18 protein-coding genes are annotated in these 17,815 nt (G+C 64.4%); 7 read left to right on the top strand and 11 right to left on the bottom strand.

Annotation, left to right across the window (positions count from 1 at the left end):
* Window positions 1-70: 70 nt before the first annotated feature.
* The gene (gene argH / locus V1280_RS33845; protein ID WP_334534783.1) at window positions 71-1,468 is read right to left on the bottom strand and encodes an argininosuccinate lyase; all 1,398 of its coding nucleotides are present in this window, start codon (window positions 1,466-1,468) and stop codon (window positions 71-73) included.
* Between the two features lie 101 nt (window positions 1,469-1,569).
* Between argH and tlpA the strand changes: the two genes are divergently transcribed.
* Window positions 1,570-2,235 (top strand): thiol:disulfide interchange protein TlpA, encoded by a 666-nt coding sequence (tlpA, locus tag V1280_RS33840; RefSeq protein WP_334534781.1) that lies wholly within the window; start codon window positions 1,570-1,572, stop codon window positions 2,233-2,235.
* Here tlpA and V1280_RS33835 read toward each other — a convergent pair.
* The 6 genes from V1280_RS33835 to V1280_RS33810 form a co-directional block, all read right to left on the bottom strand.
* A complete protein-coding gene (locus tag V1280_RS33835; protein WP_045005377.1) occupies window positions 2,232-2,426 on the bottom strand; it encodes a hypothetical protein in 195 nt (64 codons plus the stop codon). The genes tlpA and V1280_RS33835 overlap by 4 nt on opposite strands.
* 191 nt (window positions 2,427-2,617) lie before the next feature.
* Window positions 2,618-3,499 (bottom strand): 3-hydroxybutyryl-CoA dehydrogenase, encoded by an 882-nt coding sequence (locus V1280_RS33830; RefSeq protein WP_334534776.1) that lies wholly within the window; start codon window positions 3,497-3,499, stop codon window positions 2,618-2,620.
* Window positions 3,500-3,692: 193 nt separating this feature from the next.
* The gene (locus V1280_RS33825) at window positions 3,693-4,643 is read right to left on the bottom strand and encodes an electron transfer flavoprotein subunit alpha/FixB family protein (protein WP_334534774.1); all 951 of its coding nucleotides are present in this window, start codon (window positions 4,641-4,643) and stop codon (window positions 3,693-3,695) included.
* Window positions 4,643-5,392, bottom strand: a complete 750-nt coding sequence (locus V1280_RS33820) for an electron transfer flavoprotein subunit beta/FixA family protein (RefSeq protein WP_148756547.1) — start codon at window positions 5,390-5,392, stop codon at window positions 4,643-4,645. Before V1280_RS33820 ends, V1280_RS33825 begins: the two co-directional genes overlap by 1 nt.
* Window positions 5,393-5,531: 139 nt before the next feature.
* Window positions 5,532-6,116 (bottom strand): cob(I)yrinic acid a,c-diamide adenosyltransferase, encoded by a 585-nt coding sequence (locus tag V1280_RS33815; RefSeq protein ID WP_334534767.1) that lies wholly within the window; start codon window positions 6,114-6,116, stop codon window positions 5,532-5,534.
* A 2-nt stretch (window positions 6,117-6,118) separates the two neighbouring features.
* The gene (locus tag V1280_RS33810; RefSeq protein WP_334534765.1) at window positions 6,119-6,313 is read right to left on the bottom strand and encodes a twin transmembrane helix small protein; all 195 of its coding nucleotides are present in this window, start codon (window positions 6,311-6,313) and stop codon (window positions 6,119-6,121) included.
* Between the two features lie 329 nt (window positions 6,314-6,642).
* Here V1280_RS33810 and V1280_RS33805 point away from each other — a divergent pair, with 329 nt between their 5' ends.
* On the top strand, window positions 6,643-7,536 hold the full coding sequence (locus V1280_RS33805; RefSeq protein WP_334534764.1) for a YihY/virulence factor BrkB family protein: 894 nt from the start codon (window positions 6,643-6,645) through the stop codon (window positions 7,534-7,536).
* Here the strand turns inward: V1280_RS33805 and V1280_RS33800 are convergent.
* Window positions 7,463-8,737 carry an ATP-binding protein gene (locus V1280_RS33800; protein WP_334534762.1) on the bottom strand — a complete coding sequence of 425 codons (1,275 nt, stop codon included), beginning with the start codon at window positions 8,735-8,737 and terminating at the stop codon, window positions 7,463-7,465. The two genes, V1280_RS33805 and V1280_RS33800, sit on opposite strands and share 74 nt — an antisense overlap.
* 104 nt (window positions 8,738-8,841) lie before the next feature.
* Window positions 8,842-9,714 (bottom strand): tRNA glutamyl-Q(34) synthetase GluQRS, encoded by an 873-nt coding sequence (gene gluQRS / locus V1280_RS33795; RefSeq protein WP_334534760.1) that lies wholly within the window; start codon window positions 9,712-9,714, stop codon window positions 8,842-8,844.
* 102 nt (window positions 9,715-9,816) lie between these two features.
* On the opposite strand from gluQRS, the gene V1280_RS33790 reads away from it, so the two are divergent.
* The 5 genes from V1280_RS33790 (at window position 9,817) to V1280_RS33770 (ending at window position 15,306) form a co-directional block, all read left to right on the top strand.
* Window positions 9,817-10,464, top strand: a complete 648-nt coding sequence (locus tag V1280_RS33790; protein ID WP_334534758.1) for a DNA-3-methyladenine glycosylase family protein — start codon at window positions 9,817-9,819, stop codon at window positions 10,462-10,464.
* A 96-nt stretch (window positions 10,465-10,560) separates the two neighbouring features.
* Complete coding sequence (locus V1280_RS33785; RefSeq protein WP_334534756.1) at window positions 10,561-11,646, top strand: DUF2855 family protein; 1,086 nt, start codon at window positions 10,561-10,563, stop codon at window positions 11,644-11,646.
* Window positions 11,647-11,780: 134 nt separating this feature from the next.
* Window positions 11,781-13,574: a flavin-containing monooxygenase gene (locus V1280_RS33780; protein WP_334534754.1), complete on the top strand. Its 1,794-nt coding sequence runs from the start codon at window positions 11,781-11,783 to the stop codon at window positions 13,572-13,574.
* 14 nt (window positions 13,575-13,588) lie between these two features.
* The gene (locus V1280_RS33775) at window positions 13,589-14,566 is read left to right on the top strand and encodes a peptidyl-alpha-hydroxyglycine alpha-amidating lyase family protein (protein ID WP_334534752.1); all 978 of its coding nucleotides are present in this window, start codon (window positions 13,589-13,591) and stop codon (window positions 14,564-14,566) included.
* A 182-nt stretch (window positions 14,567-14,748) separates the two neighbouring features.
* Complete coding sequence (locus V1280_RS33770) at window positions 14,749-15,306, top strand: HNH endonuclease (RefSeq protein ID WP_334534750.1); 558 nt, start codon at window positions 14,749-14,751, stop codon at window positions 15,304-15,306.
* A gap of 9 nt (window positions 15,307-15,315) precedes the next feature.
* Here V1280_RS33770 and V1280_RS33765 read toward each other — a convergent pair whose 3' ends face one another.
* Both V1280_RS33765 and V1280_RS33760 read right to left on the bottom strand, forming a co-directional pair.
* Window positions 15,316-16,767, bottom strand: coding sequence for a GH1 family beta-glucosidase (locus V1280_RS33765; protein ID WP_334534748.1), 1,452 nt, complete (start codon window positions 16,765-16,767; stop codon window positions 15,316-15,318).
* Window positions 16,768-16,769: 2 nt separating this feature from the next.
* Entirely contained in the window at window positions 16,770-17,783 is a 1,014-nt protein-coding gene (locus V1280_RS33760) for a glycoside hydrolase family 16 protein (RefSeq protein WP_334534746.1), read from the bottom strand.
* Between the last annotated feature and the right edge of the window lie 32 nt (window positions 17,784-17,815).

The following is a 17,815-nucleotide window of genomic DNA, read 5'->3' as shown; positions in this document are numbered from 1 at the left end:
CGCACCATACAGAGATTGGCGCGCTCTGGCGAGAGCCGGATGACCATGAAACATAAGCGAAATTTTGCCTTCAGCCCAATTTTCGCTCTTTTTCCAGCCGCTTCGCCCAGGCCTTGGCCTGGGCCGCCACGTTCTTCGGCGCGGTGCCGCCAAAGCTGGTGCGGCTCTTCACCGACGATTCGACCGAGAGCACGCCGAGCACATCCTTGGTGATCTTCGGCTCGATCGCCTGCATCTCCTTCAGCGGCAGCTCGTGCAGCGCCACGCTGCCCTCGGCGGCCTTGGCCACGATGCGGCCGGTGACGTGATGGGCCTCGCGGAACGGCATCTTCAGGGTCCGCACCAGCCAGTCGGCCAGGTCAGTCGCTGTGGCATAGCCCTCGCCGGCGGCCGCCTTCATCTTGGCCTCATCCGGCTCGAGATCGCGGACCATGCCGGTCATGGCGCGGATCGCCAGCGACAGCGCGGCAAAGCCCTCCATCGCCCCCTGCTTGTCCTCCTGCATGTCCTTTTGATAGGCGAGCGGCAGGCCCTTCATCACGATCAGGAGACCGTTGAGCGCGCCGATGACGCGGCCGGTCTTGGCGCGCACCAGCTCGGCGGCATCAGGATTGCGCTTCTGCGGCATGATCGAGGAGCCGGTGGTGAACTTGTCGCTCAGCCGGATCATGCCGACCAGCGGCGAGGTCCAGATCACGATCTCCTCGGCAAAGCGCGACATGTGCACGGCGCAGATCGAGGCGGCCGACAGCGTCTCCAGCACGAAGTCGCGATCGGAGACCGCATCGAGCGAGTTCGCCATCGGCCGGTCGAATGCCAGCGCCTTCGCAGTGGCATGACGGTCGATCGGGAACGAGGTGCCCGCGAGTGCGGCCGCACCCAGCGGCGATTCATTGAGCCGCTTGCGCGCATCCTGGAAGCGGCCGCGATCGCGCGCGGCCATCTCGACATAGGCGAGCAGATGGTGACCGAAGGTGACGGGCTGCGCGGTCTGCAGATGCGTGAAGCCGGGCATCACGGTCGCGGCATGCTCCAGCGCGCGATTGACCAGGGCGGCCTGGAACGCCGCAAGCGCGGCATCGGTCTCGTCGAGAACGTCGCGGACATAGAGACGGAAATCGGTCGCAACCTGGTCGTTGCGCGAGCGTGCGGTGTGCAGGCGGCCGGCGGCGGGCCCGATCAGCTCCGACAGGCGGCTCTCGACATTCATGTGAATGTCCTCGAGCGCGCGCTTGAACTGGAAGCCGCCCTTGCCGATCTCTGACAAAATCGTGTCTAGACCCTTGCCGATATTTTTCGCATCAGAGGCCGTGATGATGCCCTGGCCGGCAAGCATCGCGGCGTGGGCCTTGGACGCGGCAATGTCCTGGGCAAAGAGGTGACGATCGACGTCGATGGAGACGTTGATCTCTTCCATGATCTCATCGGGACGTTCCGAGAACCGGCCGCCCCACATCTTGTTGCTCATGATCCCCTGCTCACGCCTTGCTTTGCCGCATGTTTGCTGGTGGAGGCCAGCCGTATTAAGAGGCCTCTGATAGCCATATCTGCGACCGGATGACAAACGATATGCTCGACCAGAAGCCCTCCGCCACGCGCCGGATCCCCATCGTCATCGCCACCGTGGTGGTCGGCGGGCTGGCCGGCTTCGCCGCGCTGTACGGGCTCGGCCTGAGCCGGACCCCGTCAGGCGATCCGGCCTGCCGGGCGGCGGTGGCCACGGCCCAAAAGATCGCCCCGCTCGCTCACGGCGAGGTGGCGGCGCTGACCATGGCCAGCGCCCCCCTGAAGCTGCCCGATTTGGCCTTCGAGGATGCCGACGGCAAGCCGAGGAAGCTGTCGGATTTCCGCGGCAAGACTCTGCTGGTGAACCTCTGGGCGACTTGGTGCGTGCCATGTCGAAAAGAGATGCCGGCGCTCGACCAGCTCCAGACCAAGCTTTCAGGCCCGAATTTCGAGGTGGTCGCGATCAATATCGACACCCGCGACCCCGAAAAGCCGAAAAATTTCCTGAAAGACGCCAATTTGACCAGGCTCGGCTATTTCACCGATCAGAAAGCCAAGGTTTTTCAGGATCTTAAGGCGATAGGCCGGGCCCTGGGCATGCCGACCTCGGTGCTGGTCGATCCGCAGGGCTGCGAGATCGCAACCATCGCGGGGCCGGCGGAATGGGCGAGCGACGACGCACTCAAGCTGATCCGGGCCGCGTTAGGCCCGGCCGCTGCGTCGTTTTAGGCAGAGATATTCAGATTGCCGCCGACGCCCGCGCCGACATTGGCGAGCGAGGGCTGACCGGCGCCCAGCAGCGTCAGGACAGCGGATTTCTCCGCATCCGCGTTCTGCTTCATCAGCGTCGCCGCGACATTCGATTGCAGCGCGCCTTGCTGAGAGGCCAGCATGGAGCTGACCATCGCCATCGTGTCCATTACGCAAATCCTCGTACCGAAGGCAGCCTAGGGGCGATGGGTTAATGGGACATGAATTGTCACAAGGTCGACCCACGGCCGAGGTGCCGTAGGGTGGGCAAAGGCGCACTTGCGCCGTGCCCACGATCTGTTCGCATATTGGATGAAGCGGTGGGCACGCTTCGCTTTGCCCACCCTACAGCACCGCCGCCTTAGCGTGTCGGAACCGGCTTGGCGCCGCGGTAGTCGTAGAAGCCGCGCTGGGTTTTGCGGCCGAGCCAGCCGGCCTCGACGTATTTCACCAGCAACGGGCACGGCCGGTACTTGGAGTCGGCCAGGCCCTCATGCAGCACCTGCATGATCGACAGACAGGTATCGAGGCCGATGAAATCGGCGAGCTCCAGCGGGCCCATCGGATGGTGGGCACCGAGCTTCATCGCCGCGTCGATCGCCTCGACGTTGCCGACGCCTTCGTACAGCGTGTAGATCGCCTCGTTGATCATCGGCAGCAGGATGCGGTTGACGATGAAGGCCGGGAAATCCTCGGAGACGGCGACCTGCTTGCCGAGCTTGGCGACGAATTCCTTGGACGCCTCGAAGGTGGAATCGTCGGTGGCGATGCCGCGGATCAGCTCCACCAGCTCCATCAGCGGCACTGGGTTCATGAAATGAATGCCGATGAAGCGCTCGGGCCGGTCGGTGGCGGCGGCAAGCCGCGTAATGGAGATCGAGGACGTATCGGAGGCGACGATCGCCTCCGGCTTCAACACCGCGCAGAGGTCGTGGAAGATCTTGCGCTTGACCTCTTCCTTCTCGACCGCGGTTTCGATCACGAGATCGCAATCAGCGAGGTCGTCGAGCTTCTCGCCGAGCTTGATGCGCCCGATCGCCTTGGCCTTGTCGTCCTCGGTGACGCCCTTCTTGGAGACCTGGCGCGCCAGATTGCCGTTGATGGTGGCCATGCCTGACTTGAGGCGGTCGGCCGAGATGTCGTTGAGCACCACGTCGAAACCGGCCAAGGCCGCGACATGCGCGATGCCGTTGCCCATCTGCCCCGCGCCGATCACGCCGACCTTCTTGATCACTGCCGCCATAATGTCATCCACCGGAACGGCGCGCATGTCGCGCCTGCCTAATCCCCCGAGCCGGGAGCTCTGATTTAATCAGAACCTTGGCCCGAAACCTAGATTGGATCGCTTCCCCGGCGTGCCCCACGCCAAAGAAAACGCTTCGAAAAAGCAACACCGGCCGGAGTGTATCACTCCGGCCGGTGTTTTTACTCCGATTTTACTTGCCGAGCTTGGCGAGCGCGTCGGTGAGCTCAGGAACCGCCTGGTAGAGGTCGGCAACCAGGCCATAATCGGCGACCTGGAAGATCGGCGCGTCCTCGTCCTTGTTGATCGCGACGATCACCTTGGAGTCCTTCATGCCGGCCAGATGCTGGATCGCGCCGGAAATGCCCACCGCGACATAGAGCTCGGGGGCCACGACCTTGCCGGTCTGGCCGACCTGCCAGTCGTTCGGCGCATAGCCGGCGTCGACCGCCGCGCGCGAGGCACCGACACCGGCGCCGAGCTTGTCGGCGAGCGGCTCGATGTATTTTGCGAAGTTCTCGCGGCTCTGCATGGCGCGGCCACCGGAGACGATGATCTTCGCCGAAGTCAGCTCGGGACGGTCGCTCTTGGCGACTTCCTCACCGACGAAGGACGACAGGCCCGGATCGGCCGCTGCCGCGACGCTTTCGACCGATGCGCTGCCGCCGGCAGCTGCCGCCGCGAAGGTCGAGGTACGGACCGTGATGACCTTCTTGGCGTCCTTCGACTTCACCGTCTGGATGGCGTTGCCGGCATAGATCGGACGCTCATAGGTGTCGGGCGCGACCACCTTGGTGATCTCCGAGACCTGCATGACGTCGAGCAGCGCGGCGACGCGCGGCATCACGTTCTTGAAGCGCGAGGTCGCGGGCGCGACAATTGCGTCGTACGACGGCGCCAACGAGACGATCAGCGCGGCCAGCGGCTCGGCGAGATCGTGCGCGTAGGGCTCGCCTTCGGCGACCAGCACCTTGGCAACACCGGCGAGCTTCGAAGCCGCCTCGGCCGCAGCCTTGGTGCCCTGCCCGCCGCCGGCGACCAGCACATGGACGCCGCCGCCAAGCTGGGAGGCCGCAGTAAGCGCCTTGTTGGTGGAGTCCTTGAGGACCTCGTGCTCGTGTTCGGCAATCAACAACGTCGTCATCAGAGCACCCCGGCTTCGTTCTTGAGCTTCGACACCAGCTCGGCGACGTCCTTCACCTTGACGCCGGCCTTGCGGCCCGCGGGCTCCGTCGTCTTCAGAACTTCGAGGCGCGCGGTGACATCGACGCCGTAATCGGCGACGGTCTTGTCCGCGATCGGCTTCTTCTTGGCCTTCATGATGTTGGGCAGCGAGGCATAGCGCGGCTCGTTGAGACGAAGATCGGTGGTGACGATCGCCGGTCCCTTCAGCTTCACGGTCTGCAGACCGCCGTCGACTTCACGGGTAACCTTGAAGTCAGAACCTTCGACCTCGAGCTTCGAGGCGAAGGTCGCCTGCGACCAGCCGAGCAGCGCGGCCAGCATCTGGCCGGTCTGATTGCTGTCGTCGTCGATCGCCTGCTTGCCGAGGATGATCAGGCCGGGCTGCTCTTCTTCAGCAACCTTCTTCAGGATCTTGGCGACGGCGAGCGGCTCGACGATGCCGTCGGCCTTCACCAGGATGCCGCGATCGGCGCCCATGGCAAGACCGGTGCGGATCGTCTCCGACGCCTGCGCCGGTCCGATGGAGACCACCACGACTTCGGTCGCCTTGCCGGCTTCCTTCAGGCGCAGCGCTTCCTCGACCGCGATCTCGTCGAAGGGGTTCATCGACATCTTCACGTTGGCGAGTTCAACGCCCGATCCATCGCTCTTGACGCGGACCTTGACGTTGTAATCGACCACCCGTTTTACCGGCACCAAGACCTTCATCGATCCTCTTTCACTCAATTTGGGAGGGGCTATTCAACTGGCGCGGAACCTAAAGGCCTGATCCGGCCCGGTCAACGCGCGACAGGACCCAATTTTAGACCTTAGAAATGTGCGGCTCAATGGGTCAGGGAGGCTGGGGTCAGCGATTCTGGCCCGGAACCCAGAGCACGTCGCCGGCGCCATTATGGTTAGCCGCGCGGCTGGCCACGAACAGGAAGTCCGACAGGCGGTTCATATATTGGATGCCAGCTGCACCGACCGGCTCCCCCGGCTGAGCCGCCAGTTCCACCATCACCCGTTCCGCCCTGCGGCAAATCGTGCGGGCGACATGGAGGTAGGCGGCGGCCGGCGTGCCGCCCGGCAGCACGAAGGACGTGAGGGGTGCGAGGTTGTCGTTGAGAGCGTCGATGTCGCGCTCGAGCCGCTCGACCTGGCTTGCCACCACCCGCAACCGTTCCGTCTTTTTAGTATCCTTGCCCTCACGCTCGGGCACCGCAAGGTCGGCACCGAGATCGAACAGATCGTTCTGGATCCGGCCGAGCATCGCATCGAGCTCCTGCGCATCCCTGGTGTGAAGGCGCACCACGCCAATCGCGGCATTGGTCTCGTCGACCGTGCCGTAGGCTGCGATGCGCAGATCGTATTTCGGACGGCGCTCACCGGATCCGAGCGCTGTCGTGCCGTCGTCACCTGTCTTCGTATAGATGCGGTTGAGCACGACCATGTTCAGTGTCCCATCGCCCAGACTGCGATCATGGCAATGACGATCGCGATGAACTGAAGCAGCACGCGCCAGCGCATCAGCTTCTGCGAGGTGTTGGGCGAGCCGCCGCGCATCATGTTGACGAGACCGAGCAGCAGCACAATCGCCACGGCGCCGGCTGCCACCGGCAGGATGAAAGTACTCAGGAGAGATGCCATTTGGGGGTGATAACACCGTGTGCGGCGCTCCGCTATGGCGTTCCCAATCTGGCTTTTAGGCCAATAATATCAGAAGCTGGCTGGATGATTTCCGATTTGCGCGCATCGCCCTTTGCCTTCGCCTCTCGCCGCTTGCGGGGAGAGGCCGGAATGCGCGCGCAGCGCGGATTCCGGGTGAGGGGGAGTCTCCGCGAATCCTGCAGCCACCGTCCCCGCGGAGAGCCCCCCTCACCCGCCGCGCGTTCCGCGCGTCGGCCTCTCCCCGCAAGCGGGGCGAGGCGAATCCGGGCCGCAAGCGGAGTGAGAGCAAACTTGCTCCGGGGCAGGCTGTGAAGGTCATCCGCACGATCTATATCGTCGTGGAGGACGCCTTCTACACGTTCCTGGCCGATGACGGCTGGGCGATCGCGAGCCACATCGCGCTGTCGACGCTGATGGCGCTGTTCCCGTTCCTGATCGTGCTGACCTCGCTGGCCGGCTTCTTCGGCTCCAAGGAACTCGCCGACCAGGCGGCCGGGCTGATGCTCGAAGTCTGGCCGAAGCAAGTGGCGGATTCACTGTCCGGCGAGATCCACGACGTGCTGACCACCACCCGCACCGGCGTGCTGACCATCGGCGCGGTGCTGTCGGTCTATTTTGCGTCCAACGGCGTCGAGGCGTTGCGGGTCGCGCTGAACCGCGCCTATGCGGTGATGGAGATGCGGCGCTGGTACTGGCTGCGGCTGGAATCGATCGGCTATACGCTGGTCGCGGCCTTTACTGCGCTTGCCATGGCGTTCCTGATCGTGCTCGGCCCGCTCTTCATCGAGGCGGCGCGGCGCCACATTCCGCTGTTCGTCGAATCCAACGAGAGCATCCTGACCTGGCTGCGCTACGGCATCACCATCGGCGCGCTGGTGGTGGCGCTGATCATCCTGCATGCCTGGCTGCCGGCGGGACGGCGCAGGTTCTTCCAGATCCTGCCCGGCATCGTCTTCACCATCGTAGCCTCGCTGATCTCGGGCATCGTGTTCGGCCAATACCTGGCGCGCTTCGCCAACAATTACGTCACGATGTATGCGGGGCTCGCCTCGGTGATCATCGCGCTGGTGTTTCTGTATTTCATCGCCGCGATCTTCGTTTTCGGTGGCGAGCTCAACGCCGCGATCATCAAGTCGCGACTTCCTCACGGCGTTTCGCTTCAAGCAGCGCAGTCGCTAAGGCCCGCGGGGACACAGGCTTGACCAGGAAGGCGTCAGCGCCGGCCTCGCGCGACGCCGCCTCGTCCTCGCCGCGCCCGGACACGCCGATGATCGGGATCTGAGCCAGCGGCGTCTGCATCGTACGGATCCGCCGGATCGCCTCGACACCGTCGATGCCGGGCAGGACCATATCCATCAGCACCGCATCGAAGCCGCCTTGCGCGAGCCGGTTTACCGCATCCTCGCCGCGGCCGATGAACTCGGCATGATGGCCGAGCTCGGTCAGAATCGTATTGAGCACGACACGTCCAAATGGATTGTCCTCGACGCTGAGCACGCGCAACGCCGCAAGTGCGTCGTCCGCCTCATCACCACCCGATTTGCGTGACTTCGCGGGGCCCGCCGCATCCAGCGACACCGTCAGCGTGAAGGTGGCGCCGCCGCCGCGCCGGGGCGCGACCGTGATGTCGCCGCCCATCGCGCGCGCCAGCTGCTTCACCGAGGACAGGCCGAGCCCGGCGCCGCCGAAGCGCGAGGCGATGGTGACATTGGCCTGGGTGAACGGGCGGAACAGCCGCTTGATCTCGGCCATGGTCAGGCCGATGCCGCTGTCGGACACCGAGAAGGCGACGCCGACCCGGCGCTTGTCTCTCGTCTTGCCCCGTCCACTGCCCTTGGCGGGACGCCAGGGCGTAGCCGACATCGCTATGCCGCCCTGATCGGTGAATTTCACAGCATTGTCGATCAGGTTCTCGAGTGCGGCGCGGAGGCGGACGGGATCGCCGACCACGAGGCCCGCAAGTTTTTCGGAGATCTCGACCTCGGCCTGGAGCCCCTTGGCGGCGGCGCGGCCGGCAAGGGAATCGCCGGTGCTGCGCGCGAGCGCCCGCAGATCGAACAGATCCTGCCGCAGCGTGCTGCCGCCCGCACCCTTGCCGGTCTTGGCGGCATCGACGAACAGCGTGGCAAGATTCGCCAGATGCTCGGCACCGGCCTTGATGGTGTCGGCCCAGCGCCGCTCCCGCTCGCCGAGATCGGAGGTCGACAGCAGGTCGCTGATCGCGAGAATGCCGGTCAGGGGGGTACGGACCTCGTGGGCAAAGGCTGCAAGCGCCGCCTGGATCACGTCAGGGGCAACAGCCTTGGCACTGCGCTTGCGCAACCTCCCGGCCGCCCCGGACCGCTTCCGAGGCGGTTGCCTGGACTTTCGCGTGGTGCGCGCTGCGCGCGTTTTCGCCGCCATAAATCCCCTTCGAAGTATCCCCTTCGAACCCCGGGCTATCGGCTGAGCATCGCACAGCGGAACCCCCGGAGTCACGGCGGTGTTTTGCTAACCCCCAGAGAAACTTAGCCTAATCCCACGGACACGCGGATATCGGCGGACGAGTGGCCTGCCGCGCGCAACTCCCGCAGGCCGGTCGAGCGGTCCGATTTCGACAGCTTGCGCCCGTCGGCGTCGCGCATCAGGTTGTGGTGGCGGTAGGCCGGCTCCGGCAGGCCGAGCAAAGCCTGGAGCAGGCGGTGGACCGAGGTGGCGTGAAACAGGTCCTGGCCGCGCACGATCTCGCCGACATCCTGGAGCGCGTCGTCGACCACCACGGACAGATGGTAGCTGGTCGGCGTCTCCTTGCGGGCCAGGATCACGTCGCCCCACGCCTCGGGCCGCGCGGCGACCGGGCCGCGCTCGCCATCGGGGCCTTCGCCCAACTCGCTCCAGGTCAGGCCGGCGACCCGCCGGCAGGCCGCTGCCATGTCGAGCCGCAGCGCGTAAGGCGCGCCGGTACCGATCAGACGCGAGCGCTCGCCGGCCGCCAGCGCTTTCGCGTCACCAGGATAGAGCGGTGCGCCGTCGGGATCGCGCGGCCATGGCCCGCCGGCCTCGCGCGCAGCTACGAGCCTGGCGATCTCGGCGCGGCTTTCGAAGGCGGGATAGACCAGGCCGAGTGCGGCGAGTTTTTCCAGCGCAGCGCGATAATCGGCGAGATGCTCCGACTGCCGCCGCACCGGCGTCTCCCAGGCGATCCCCAGCCAGGCGAGGTCCTCATCAATCGCCGTTTCATATTCCGGCCGGCACCGTGTCGTGTCGATGTCCTCGATCCTCAGCAACAACCGCCCGCCGGTTTCGCGCGCGCGGTCGAAATTGAGCAGCGCCGAATAGGCGTGGCCGAGATGCAGAAGGCCGTTCGGGCTGGGGGCAAATCGGAAAACGGGTGGCGGCATATGGCAAGATCTCGTCATGGCCAAAGCTCTGTTACGACAAGACTCTGTTACGATAGGAGATGAATGCGCGGGTCAAGCCTGTGCATGACAAGTAGAGCCATCATGACCATCCACCTCGAAACCCAGTCCGACCTCGAAGAGGCCATCCACGCGCTGGTGAAGCGCGACCCGCGCCTCAAGCCCGTGCTCGCGGTCGCGGGCATGCCGGCGTTGCGGCGGCGCGAGCCGGGGTTTGCGGGACTTGCCCATATTGTCTGCGGGCAGCAGCTTTCGACCGCGAGTGCTGCGGCGATCTGGGGACGGCTGTCCGCGGCCTTCGATCCGTTCGACCACGAGGCCGTGCGCCGCGCCCGCACCGACCGGCTGGGACGGCTCGGCTTGTCCGCAGCCAAGATCAAGACTTTGAAGAATCTAGCGCGCGAAATCATCGCGGACCGGCTGAACCTCGACGTGCTCGCTGAGGAGGATGCCGATGCCGCGCATCACACCCTGATCTCACTGCCTGGCATCGGGCCGTGGACGGCGGACGTCTATCTTCTGTTTTGTCTCGGCCATGGCGATGCCTGGCCGGCCGGCGACCTCGCCGTGCAGGAGGGCATCAAGATTGGCCTCGGCCTTCAGGCACGGCCGACGGAAAAGCAGATGGCGCCGCTCGCAGAACCCTGGCGTCCGTTGCGTGGTGCTGCCGCGCATCTGTGGTGGAGCTATTACCGCGCGGTGAAGAAGCGCGAGGGCGTGCTGTCGGCGTGAGGCCGACAAACAACGTTTAAAACTATGTTGCTGTTGCAAACGACGCGCGTGTGATCGATGAGATGCCGGCACAGACACAAGCCGGGATCTGACATCATGACAGCCACCGACTTCATCGTTGCGCGAGACGATTTCGAAAATTGCAAGGCGATCGCGACGGAGATTCCGGCGGCGGATGCGCTGCCGCAGGATGCACTGCTGGTGAAGGTCGATCGCTTCGCCTTCACCGCCAACAACATCACCTACGCGGTGCTCGGCGACGAGCTGAAATATTGGCAGCTGTTTCCCGCGCCACATGGCTTTGGGAATATTCCGGTGTGGGGCTTTGGCGATGTGATCGCCTCGAAACATCCGAACGTGCCCGTGGGCGAACGCCTGTTCGGCTATTTCCCGATGGCGACGCATCTCGTGATCGAGGCCGCCGACGTCAGCAAGCGCGGCCTGCGCGACGGCGCCGCGCACCGGCAAGGCGTGGCCCCGGTCTACAATGCCTATGCGCGGGTCGGCGGCGATCCCGCCTATGCCGGACGGCAGGGCGACTATCAGGCGCTGCTGCGGCCGCTGTTCATGCTGTCATTCCTGGTCGACGACTTCCTGACCGAAAACGACGATTTCGGCGCGCGCACCGTATTGCTCTCCAGCGCATCGAGCAAGACTGCGTTCGGGCTCGGCCATCTCCTGCACAGCCGCGGCCGCAAGGTGATCGGCCTGACCTCGGCCGGCAATACCGGCTTCGGCACCTCGCTCGGTTGCTATGACGAGGTCGTCACTTATGATCGCATCGCTTCGCTGCCAACGGATGCGCCCGTCGCTTTCGTCGATATGGCTGGCAACAGCGCGCTGCGAACCGGATTGCACCGGCATTTTGGTGATCAGATGAAATGCTCGATGCGCGTCGGATTGACGCATCGCGCCACCGATGCCGACGAAGCCGCGCTGCCCGGCGCAAAGCCGCGCTGGTTCTCCGCGCCCGACACGATCCGCAAGCGCGCCAAGGATTGGGGCCCGGGCGGCATCGAGCAACGCTTTGGCCGGGCCTGGTCCGGCTTTGCGCCGACGCTCGACAAGCGCCTGAGCGTCGTCGAGAGCCGCGGGCCCGAAGCGGTGCAGCGGGTCTACCTCGACACGCTCAAGGGCCGCATTCCGCCTGAGCAGGGCCACATGCTCTCACTGCTCGGGTAAAGCGCTTTTGACGTAGCCTGATCCAGTATAGCGTTCGACCTCAGAAGTTGGAGCATGATCTCTTCGGAAAACCGCTGCACACTTTTCCGGATCATGCTCGAGGAAACGCCGCGAAGACGGCCACGAGGTCGCGCATGCTGGATCGCACGAAGGATATCGCCGTCTCGGCGCAAGCCTGGCTCGATGAATTCGAGCGTGCGCTTGGCAAACCTGATGGCGCAGCACTCGACCGGCTTTTTCTCGCCGACAGTTTTTGGCGCGATGTGCTGGCGCTGAGCTGGAACCTGCAGACGCCTGCAGGCCGCGATGCCGTCGCGCAAGCGCTGACTGCGCTCGCGCCGAAGGCGACACCGAGCCATTTCAAGATTGCCCCGAACCGCGCAGCGCCGCGCCGGGTGACACGGGCCGGCACCAACACTATCGAAACAATCTTCAATTTCGAGACCGCGCTCGGCCGCGGCAGCGGCATCGTGCGGCTCGTACCGGATGCCGCTGACGGCGATCGTCTGAAAGCGTGGACACTGCTGACTGCGCTCGACGAGCTCAAGGGTTTTGAGGAACAGCTCGGCACCTCGCGGCCGCGCGGCGAGGCCTATTCGCGCGATTTCCGCGGGCCGAACTGGCTCGACCTGCGCAACGCCTCGCGCGACTATGCCGGCCGCGACCCCACCGTGCTGGTGGTCGGCGGCGGCCAGGCCGGGCTTGCGATCGCAGCACGGCTGAAGCAGTTGAAGGTCGACACGCTGATCGTCGATCGCGAGGGGCGGATCGGCGACAATTGGCGCAAGCGCTATCACGCCCTCACCCTGCACAACCAGGTGCAGGTCAATCACATGCCCTATATGCCGTTTCCGCCGAACTGGCCAACCTACATTCCCAAGGACAAGCTCGCGAACTGGTTCGAAGCTTACGTCGACGCGATGGAGTTGAACTTCTGGACCGGCACAGAGTTCGAAGGCGGCACTTACGACGAGGCCGAGGGGCATTGGACGGTGACGCTGCACCGCGCCGACGGCAGCAAGCGCACGATGCATCCGCGTCATGTCGTGATGGGGACCGGTGTCAGCGGCATTGCCAATGTGCCTGACATTCCGACCCTCGATCGTTTCAAGGGTACGCAGCTGCATTCCAGCCGCTATGAGGACGGCGAGAACTGGCAAGGCAAGCGCGCCATCGTCATCGGCACCGGCAACAGCGGTCACGACATCGCGCAAGACCTCTATTCGAGCGGCGCCGCGGTGACGCTGGTACAGCGGTCGCCGACGCTGGTGACCAACATCGAGCCGTCGGCGCAACTCGCTTACGCGACCTACAATGAGGGCACGCTCGAGGACAACGATCTGATCGCGACCTCGATGCCGACGCCGCTCGCGAAGAAGACGCATGTGATGCTGACGGAGCAGTCGAAGGAGCTCGACAAGGAGCTGCTCGACGGCCTCCGCCGCGTCGGTTTCAAGCTCGACTTCGGCGAGGCCGGCACCGGCTGGCAGTTCAAATACCTCACCCGCGGCGGCGGCTATTATTTCAACGTCGGCTGCTCGAACCTGATCGTCGAAGGCGCGATCAAGCTGATGCAGTTCGAGGACATCGAATGCTTCACGGCCAACGGCGCGCAGATGAAGGATGGCACGACCATCGCCGCCGATCTCATCGTGCTCTCAACCGGCTACAAGCCGCAGGAATACCTCGTGCGAAAGCTGTTCGGCGACGGCGTCGCCGACCGCGTCGGCCCGGTCTGGGGCTTTGGCGATGGTTTTGAGCTGCGCAACATGTATGCCCGCACCGGGCAGCCCGGCCTGTGGTTCATCGCCGGCAGCCTCGCGCAGTGCCGGATCAACTCGAAATTCCTCGCGCTGCAGATCAAGGCGATCGAGGAAGGGATTTTGCCACGGACCGCGGCTGCAAACGCGCACGACAGAGGCAACTGAAGAGGAGACCGCACATGCCAGCCATTCTCGGCACCGGCGAACAACGCTACCGCGTCGTCGAAAATTTCGCAAAGCTTCCCGACGGCTGGCAGCTCACCGACGTCGCCTCGGTGGCGGTCGATAGCCACGACCGCGTCTACGTCTTCAACCGCGGCGCCCATCCGATGGTGGTGCTCGATCGCGAGGGCAATTTCCTGCGCAGTTTTGGCGAAGGCCTGTTCTCCCGCGCCCACGGCCTGCACATCGACGCCGACGACAATCTCTATTGCACCGATGACGGCGACCACACCGTGCGCAAATGCACGACCGACGGCAAAGTGCTGCTGACGATCGGCATTCCCGCAAAGCCGACGCCGTTCATGAGCGGTGAGCCCTTCCACCGCTGCACCCACACCGCGCTGTCGCCGAGGGGCGAGATCTACGTCTCCGACGGCTATGGCAATGCGCGCGTGCACAAATACACGCCCGACGGCAAGCTGATCAAAAGCTGGGGCGAGCCGGGTACGGATCCCGGCCAGTTCAACATCGTGCACAACATCGCCACCGATGCCGACGGCTGGGTCTATGTCGCCGATCGCGAGAACCATCGCGTGCAGGTGTTCAACGGCGAGGGCAAATACGAGACGCAATGGAACAATCTGCATCGCCCCTGCGCGCTGTGCTGTTGCGGCGGGGGCAAGAGCCCGACCTTCGTCATCGGCGAGCTCGGCCCCGGCCTGGCCGTCAACCGCAAGGTGCCCAATCTCGGCCCGCGCCTGTCGATCGTGGACGCGCAGGGCAAGCGCATCGCGCGGCTCGGCGGCGAGGAAGGCCCGGGTGTCGCCAGCGGAAAGTTTCTGGCGCCACACGGCATCGCGCTGGATTCGAAGGGCGACATCTATGTCGGCGAAGTCGGCGTCACCGACTGGAAGACGAGCTTTCCGGACGAGGAGATGCCGGCCGCGGTCCGCGCGACGCGGTGCTTGCAGAAGCTGGAGCGGGTGCGGGAGTAGCCCAGCCCATCATTCCCGGGCACGGCCTCCCAAATCGCGGCGTTTTTGAGCTTCTGCCACCCCGCCGCCGTATTGCCTGCACCTGAATAAGTCGCTCAACGGGCTTCACAATCCCGTCACGCTGCATGTAGTATGTCAATACATGCTGCTTCGCAGCGTATATTGGAGGCCAGGAGCGTTACTTGAACGCACATGTCTCGCAAGGCAGTTGGCCGGTGCTGGTCCTCAACGCGGACTTCCGGCCGCTGAGTTACTACCCACTGTCTCTGTGGTCGTGGCAAGACGCGATCAAGGCGGTGTTCCTCGATCGCGTCAACATCGTCGCTCATTACGATCAGGCGGTTCACAGTCCCACGCTGCAAATGCAGCTGCCGAGCGTGGTCTCGCTCAAATCCTTCGTCAAGCCGACCACCCATCCCGCCTTCACCCGGTTCAACGTCTTCCTGCGCGATCGTTTCAATTGCCAATATTGCGGCTCGCCCGAAGACCTCACCTTCGATCACATCATCCCGCGCAGCAAAGGCGGCCAGACCACTTGGGAAAACGTGGTCGCGGCGTGCTCGCCGTGTAACTTGCGCAAGGGCAATCTCACCCCGGTGCAGGCAAAAATGTTTCCGCGCCAGCACGCGTTCGCGCCGACGGTGCACCAGCTCCACCGCAACGGCCGCCTGTTCCCGCCGAACTACCTTCACGACAGCTGGCTGGACTATCTCTACTGGGATACGGAACTGGATCCGTAGCGGACGGCCTCACACCCCGATCGCGTTCCGCGCGATCACATCCCGATAGAACGCGGCGCTCAGCTTCGGCACGCGCGCCTGGGTCTGGAAATCGACCCGGTACAGGCCGAAGCGTTTGCCATATCCAAAAATCCACTCGAAATTGTCCATCAGGCTCCAGAGGAAATAGCCGCGGATCGGCACGCCCTCGGCGATGGCACGCTGCATCTGGGTCAGGTAGTTGCGCAGGAACATGATGCGGTCGAGATCGTAGACCTGGCCATCGGCGGCGATCCTGTCTTCCGACGAGGTGCCGTTCTCGCTGATATAGATGTTCTCGATGTTCCAGATTTTTGCGGCGATGCGCGGCGCCCAGTAGATCACCTCGGGGCCGACCCGCAGCCATTCCGAATTCATGTGCGGGAACGAGGTCGGGAACGGCAGCACGTTGAAGCCCGGCGCGCGATCGGACGCGGTGACGTAGAACTGCGGCGCGTAGATGTTCAACCCGACGAAATCGTTCGGCGTGCCGATGATCTTCAACTCCTCGGCTGTGAATTTCGGCGCGTCCGCGCCAGCATAGGCAAGGAAGCCGTCGGTGTATTTTCCCTCCAGCACGACGCCGAGGAACCCTGCATTGAGCTCGCGCGTCGCGATCTCGGCGGCGCGGATGTTCTCCGGCGTCGTGATCGCCGGCACACAGGCCGCGATGTTCTCTGCTGCACCGACGCGGGTGCCGGAGCGCCCGGCCGCACGGATTGCCTGCACGGCGAGGCCGTGCGCGAGCGCAACGTGATGGCGGGCCTGGTTCAGCTGCGCTGTCGGCAGCTTGAGGCCGGGCGCGTCGATGCCCCAGCCGTAGCCGAAATTCACGAAGCGCCCGACCTCGTTCACGGTGAAGACGTTCTTGACGCGATCGGTCAGACGCTGGGCAACGTAGCCGGCGTAGTCGGCAAAGGCTTTTGAGGTGTCGCTCGACTGCCAGCCACCGACGCGGTCTTGCAGGGCCTGCGGCAGGTCCCAGTGATAGAGCGTGGCATAAGGTTCGATGCCGTTCGCGAGCAACTCGTCGACGAGGCGGTTATAGAAGTCGAGCCCTTTTGGATTGGGTTGCCCCGTTCCGTCCGGAAACACCCGCGGCCATGCGATCGAAAAACGGTAGGCCTTGACGCCGAGCTCCCTGATCAACCGAACGTCATCCTTGTAGCGATGATAATGCTCGTTGGCGCGGTCGCCGGTGGTGCCGTCCTCGATCTTGCCGGGTGTGTGGCTGAAAGTATCCCAGATCGACTTGCCGCGGCCGTCCTCCTCGACAGCGCCTTCGATCTGGTAGGACGAGGTCGCCGTGCCCCACAGAAAATCCTTCGGGAAGGGTGCGGGCGCAGGCGTCCCCATCTCGGCTGCGCCGGCGCGCGTCGTCAGGCCGAGCGCAGCGAGGCCGGCAAGCCTGGCAAAGGAGCGGCGCGAGAAGGAAGCGGACATCGTCACCTCTGCGCCTGCTCCATGTCGATCTGATAGGCGGAGATCCGGTCGATCTCGAACGCCACGATCGGCGGCGTCTCCGCATTGACCGGACTGACTCCGGGAAAGAATTTCGAGCCAATCGCGAGATTGACGATCATGTACATGGGATCGTCGAATCCGATCGGCACCTTGATGTCGGAGACCGGCCGGCGGTCGATGAAATAGACCAGCCGGTCGTCCTCCCACAGCACACCGTAATTGTGGAATGTGGTCGAGGCCTCGCCCACCGCAAAATCGAAGCCGCAGGACTGGATCTTCTGCGTCGATGGAATCCGCCAATGCGTCGTCATCACCATGTCGCCCGGCCGCTCGCCGCGGCCTTCCAGCACGTCGACCTCCGGTGGCCAGCCGCCGTCGTCCGCCAGCATCCAGAACGCCGGCCACACCGCATGGCCGACCGGGATCTTGGCGCGGATCTCGAAATATCCGTGCTTTTGCGCAAAAGTGCCCTGCGTCGTCAGGATGCCCGAGATGTATTCGTTGTTGAACAGCACGGGCTTCAGATCCGGCGGCGTGCGGCTTGCGACGATCGACAGCACGCCGTTCTTCACCCTGAACGGATCGAGCCCGAGCGGCGTCGTGGCGCGGCCGGCATAGCGCGGATCAACATAGATCTGCTGCTCGCCATTGGCGCTGGTCTTGCGCTTGAAATCGGAACCGTCGCCGCCCCAGTAGCGCGCATCGGGCCAGGCCGCGCCGCCCGCATAATGCGGCACCCAGCGCCCTTTCGACAACGGATGCTCGTCGAAATCGTCGTTAAAGGTTCGCCGCAGCGGCAGGGAGATCAGCGACGCCGGATTGACCGTCTCGAGCTTGCGGCATTCGATCGTGGACGGATCGGTCGTCACTTGCAGGGTGATGCCGACTGGCGCGGCATTAAGATCGTCCTGGAGATCGTCCTGCGCGACGCCCGGCGCCGTCGCCACGAGCAACCCGATCCCGGCCAAAGCGCTCCTCGTCCAACGGTCGATCATCACCGCACATCGTACATGCCAGGAAACGAGGC

Source organism: Bradyrhizobium sp. AZCC 2230 (assembly GCF_036924495.1).
In the GTDB taxonomy this organism is placed as follows: Bacteria; Pseudomonadota; Alphaproteobacteria; order Rhizobiales; family Xanthobacteraceae; genus Bradyrhizobium; species Bradyrhizobium rifense.
The sequence above is the reverse complement of the archived record's forward strand: the minus strand, read 5'-3'. Positions and strand labels throughout refer to the sequence as shown.

Coding starts and splice junctions, on each gene's coding strand:
- V1280_RS33835 (WP_045005377.1), bottom strand. CDS start 2,426: ATGGACACGATGGCGATGGTCAGCTCCATGCTGGCCTCTCAGCAAGGC.
- V1280_RS33775 (WP_334534752.1), top strand. CDS start 13,589: ATGCCAGCCATTCTCGGCACCGGCGAACAACGCTACCGCGTCGTCGAA.
- V1280_RS33815 (WP_334534767.1), bottom strand. CDS start 6,116: ATGGTCGTGCTCAACCGCATCTATACGAAGACAGGTGACGACGGCACG.
- tlpA (WP_334534781.1), top strand. CDS start 1,570: ATGCTCGACCAGAAGCCCTCCGCCACGCGCCGGATCCCCATCGTCATC.
- V1280_RS33800 (WP_334534762.1), bottom strand. CDS start 8,737: ATGGCGGCGAAAACGCGCGCAGCGCGCACCACGCGAAAGTCCAGGCAA.
- V1280_RS33765 (WP_334534748.1), bottom strand. CDS start 16,767: ATGTCCGCTTCCTTCTCGCGCCGCTCCTTTGCCAGGCTTGCCGGCCTC.
- gluQRS (WP_334534760.1), bottom strand. CDS start 9,714: ATGCCGCCACCCGTTTTCCGATTTGCCCCCAGCCCGAACGGCCTTCTG.
- V1280_RS33790 (WP_334534758.1), top strand. CDS start 9,817: ATGACCATCCACCTCGAAACCCAGTCCGACCTCGAAGAGGCCATCCAC.
- V1280_RS33820 (WP_148756547.1), bottom strand. CDS start 5,392: ATGAAGGTCTTGGTGCCGGTAAAACGGGTGGTCGATTACAACGTCAAG.
- V1280_RS33825 (WP_334534774.1), bottom strand. CDS start 4,643: ATGACGACGTTGTTGATTGCCGAACACGAGCACGAGGTCCTCAAGGAC.
- argH (WP_334534783.1), bottom strand. CDS start 1,468: ATGAGCAACAAGATGTGGGGCGGCCGGTTCTCGGAACGTCCCGATGAG.
- V1280_RS33810 (WP_334534765.1), bottom strand. CDS start 6,313: ATGGCATCTCTCCTGAGTACTTTCATCCTGCCGGTGGCAGCCGGCGCC.
- V1280_RS33780 (WP_334534754.1), top strand. CDS start 11,781: ATGCTGGATCGCACGAAGGATATCGCCGTCTCGGCGCAAGCCTGGCTC.
- V1280_RS33785 (WP_334534756.1), top strand. CDS start 10,561: ATGACAGCCACCGACTTCATCGTTGCGCGAGACGATTTCGAAAATTGC.
- V1280_RS33760 (WP_334534746.1), bottom strand. CDS start 17,783: ATGATCGACCGTTGGACGAGGAGCGCTTTGGCCGGGATCGGGTTGCTC.
- V1280_RS33830 (WP_334534776.1), bottom strand. CDS start 3,499: ATGGCGGCAGTGATCAAGAAGGTCGGCGTGATCGGCGCGGGGCAGATG.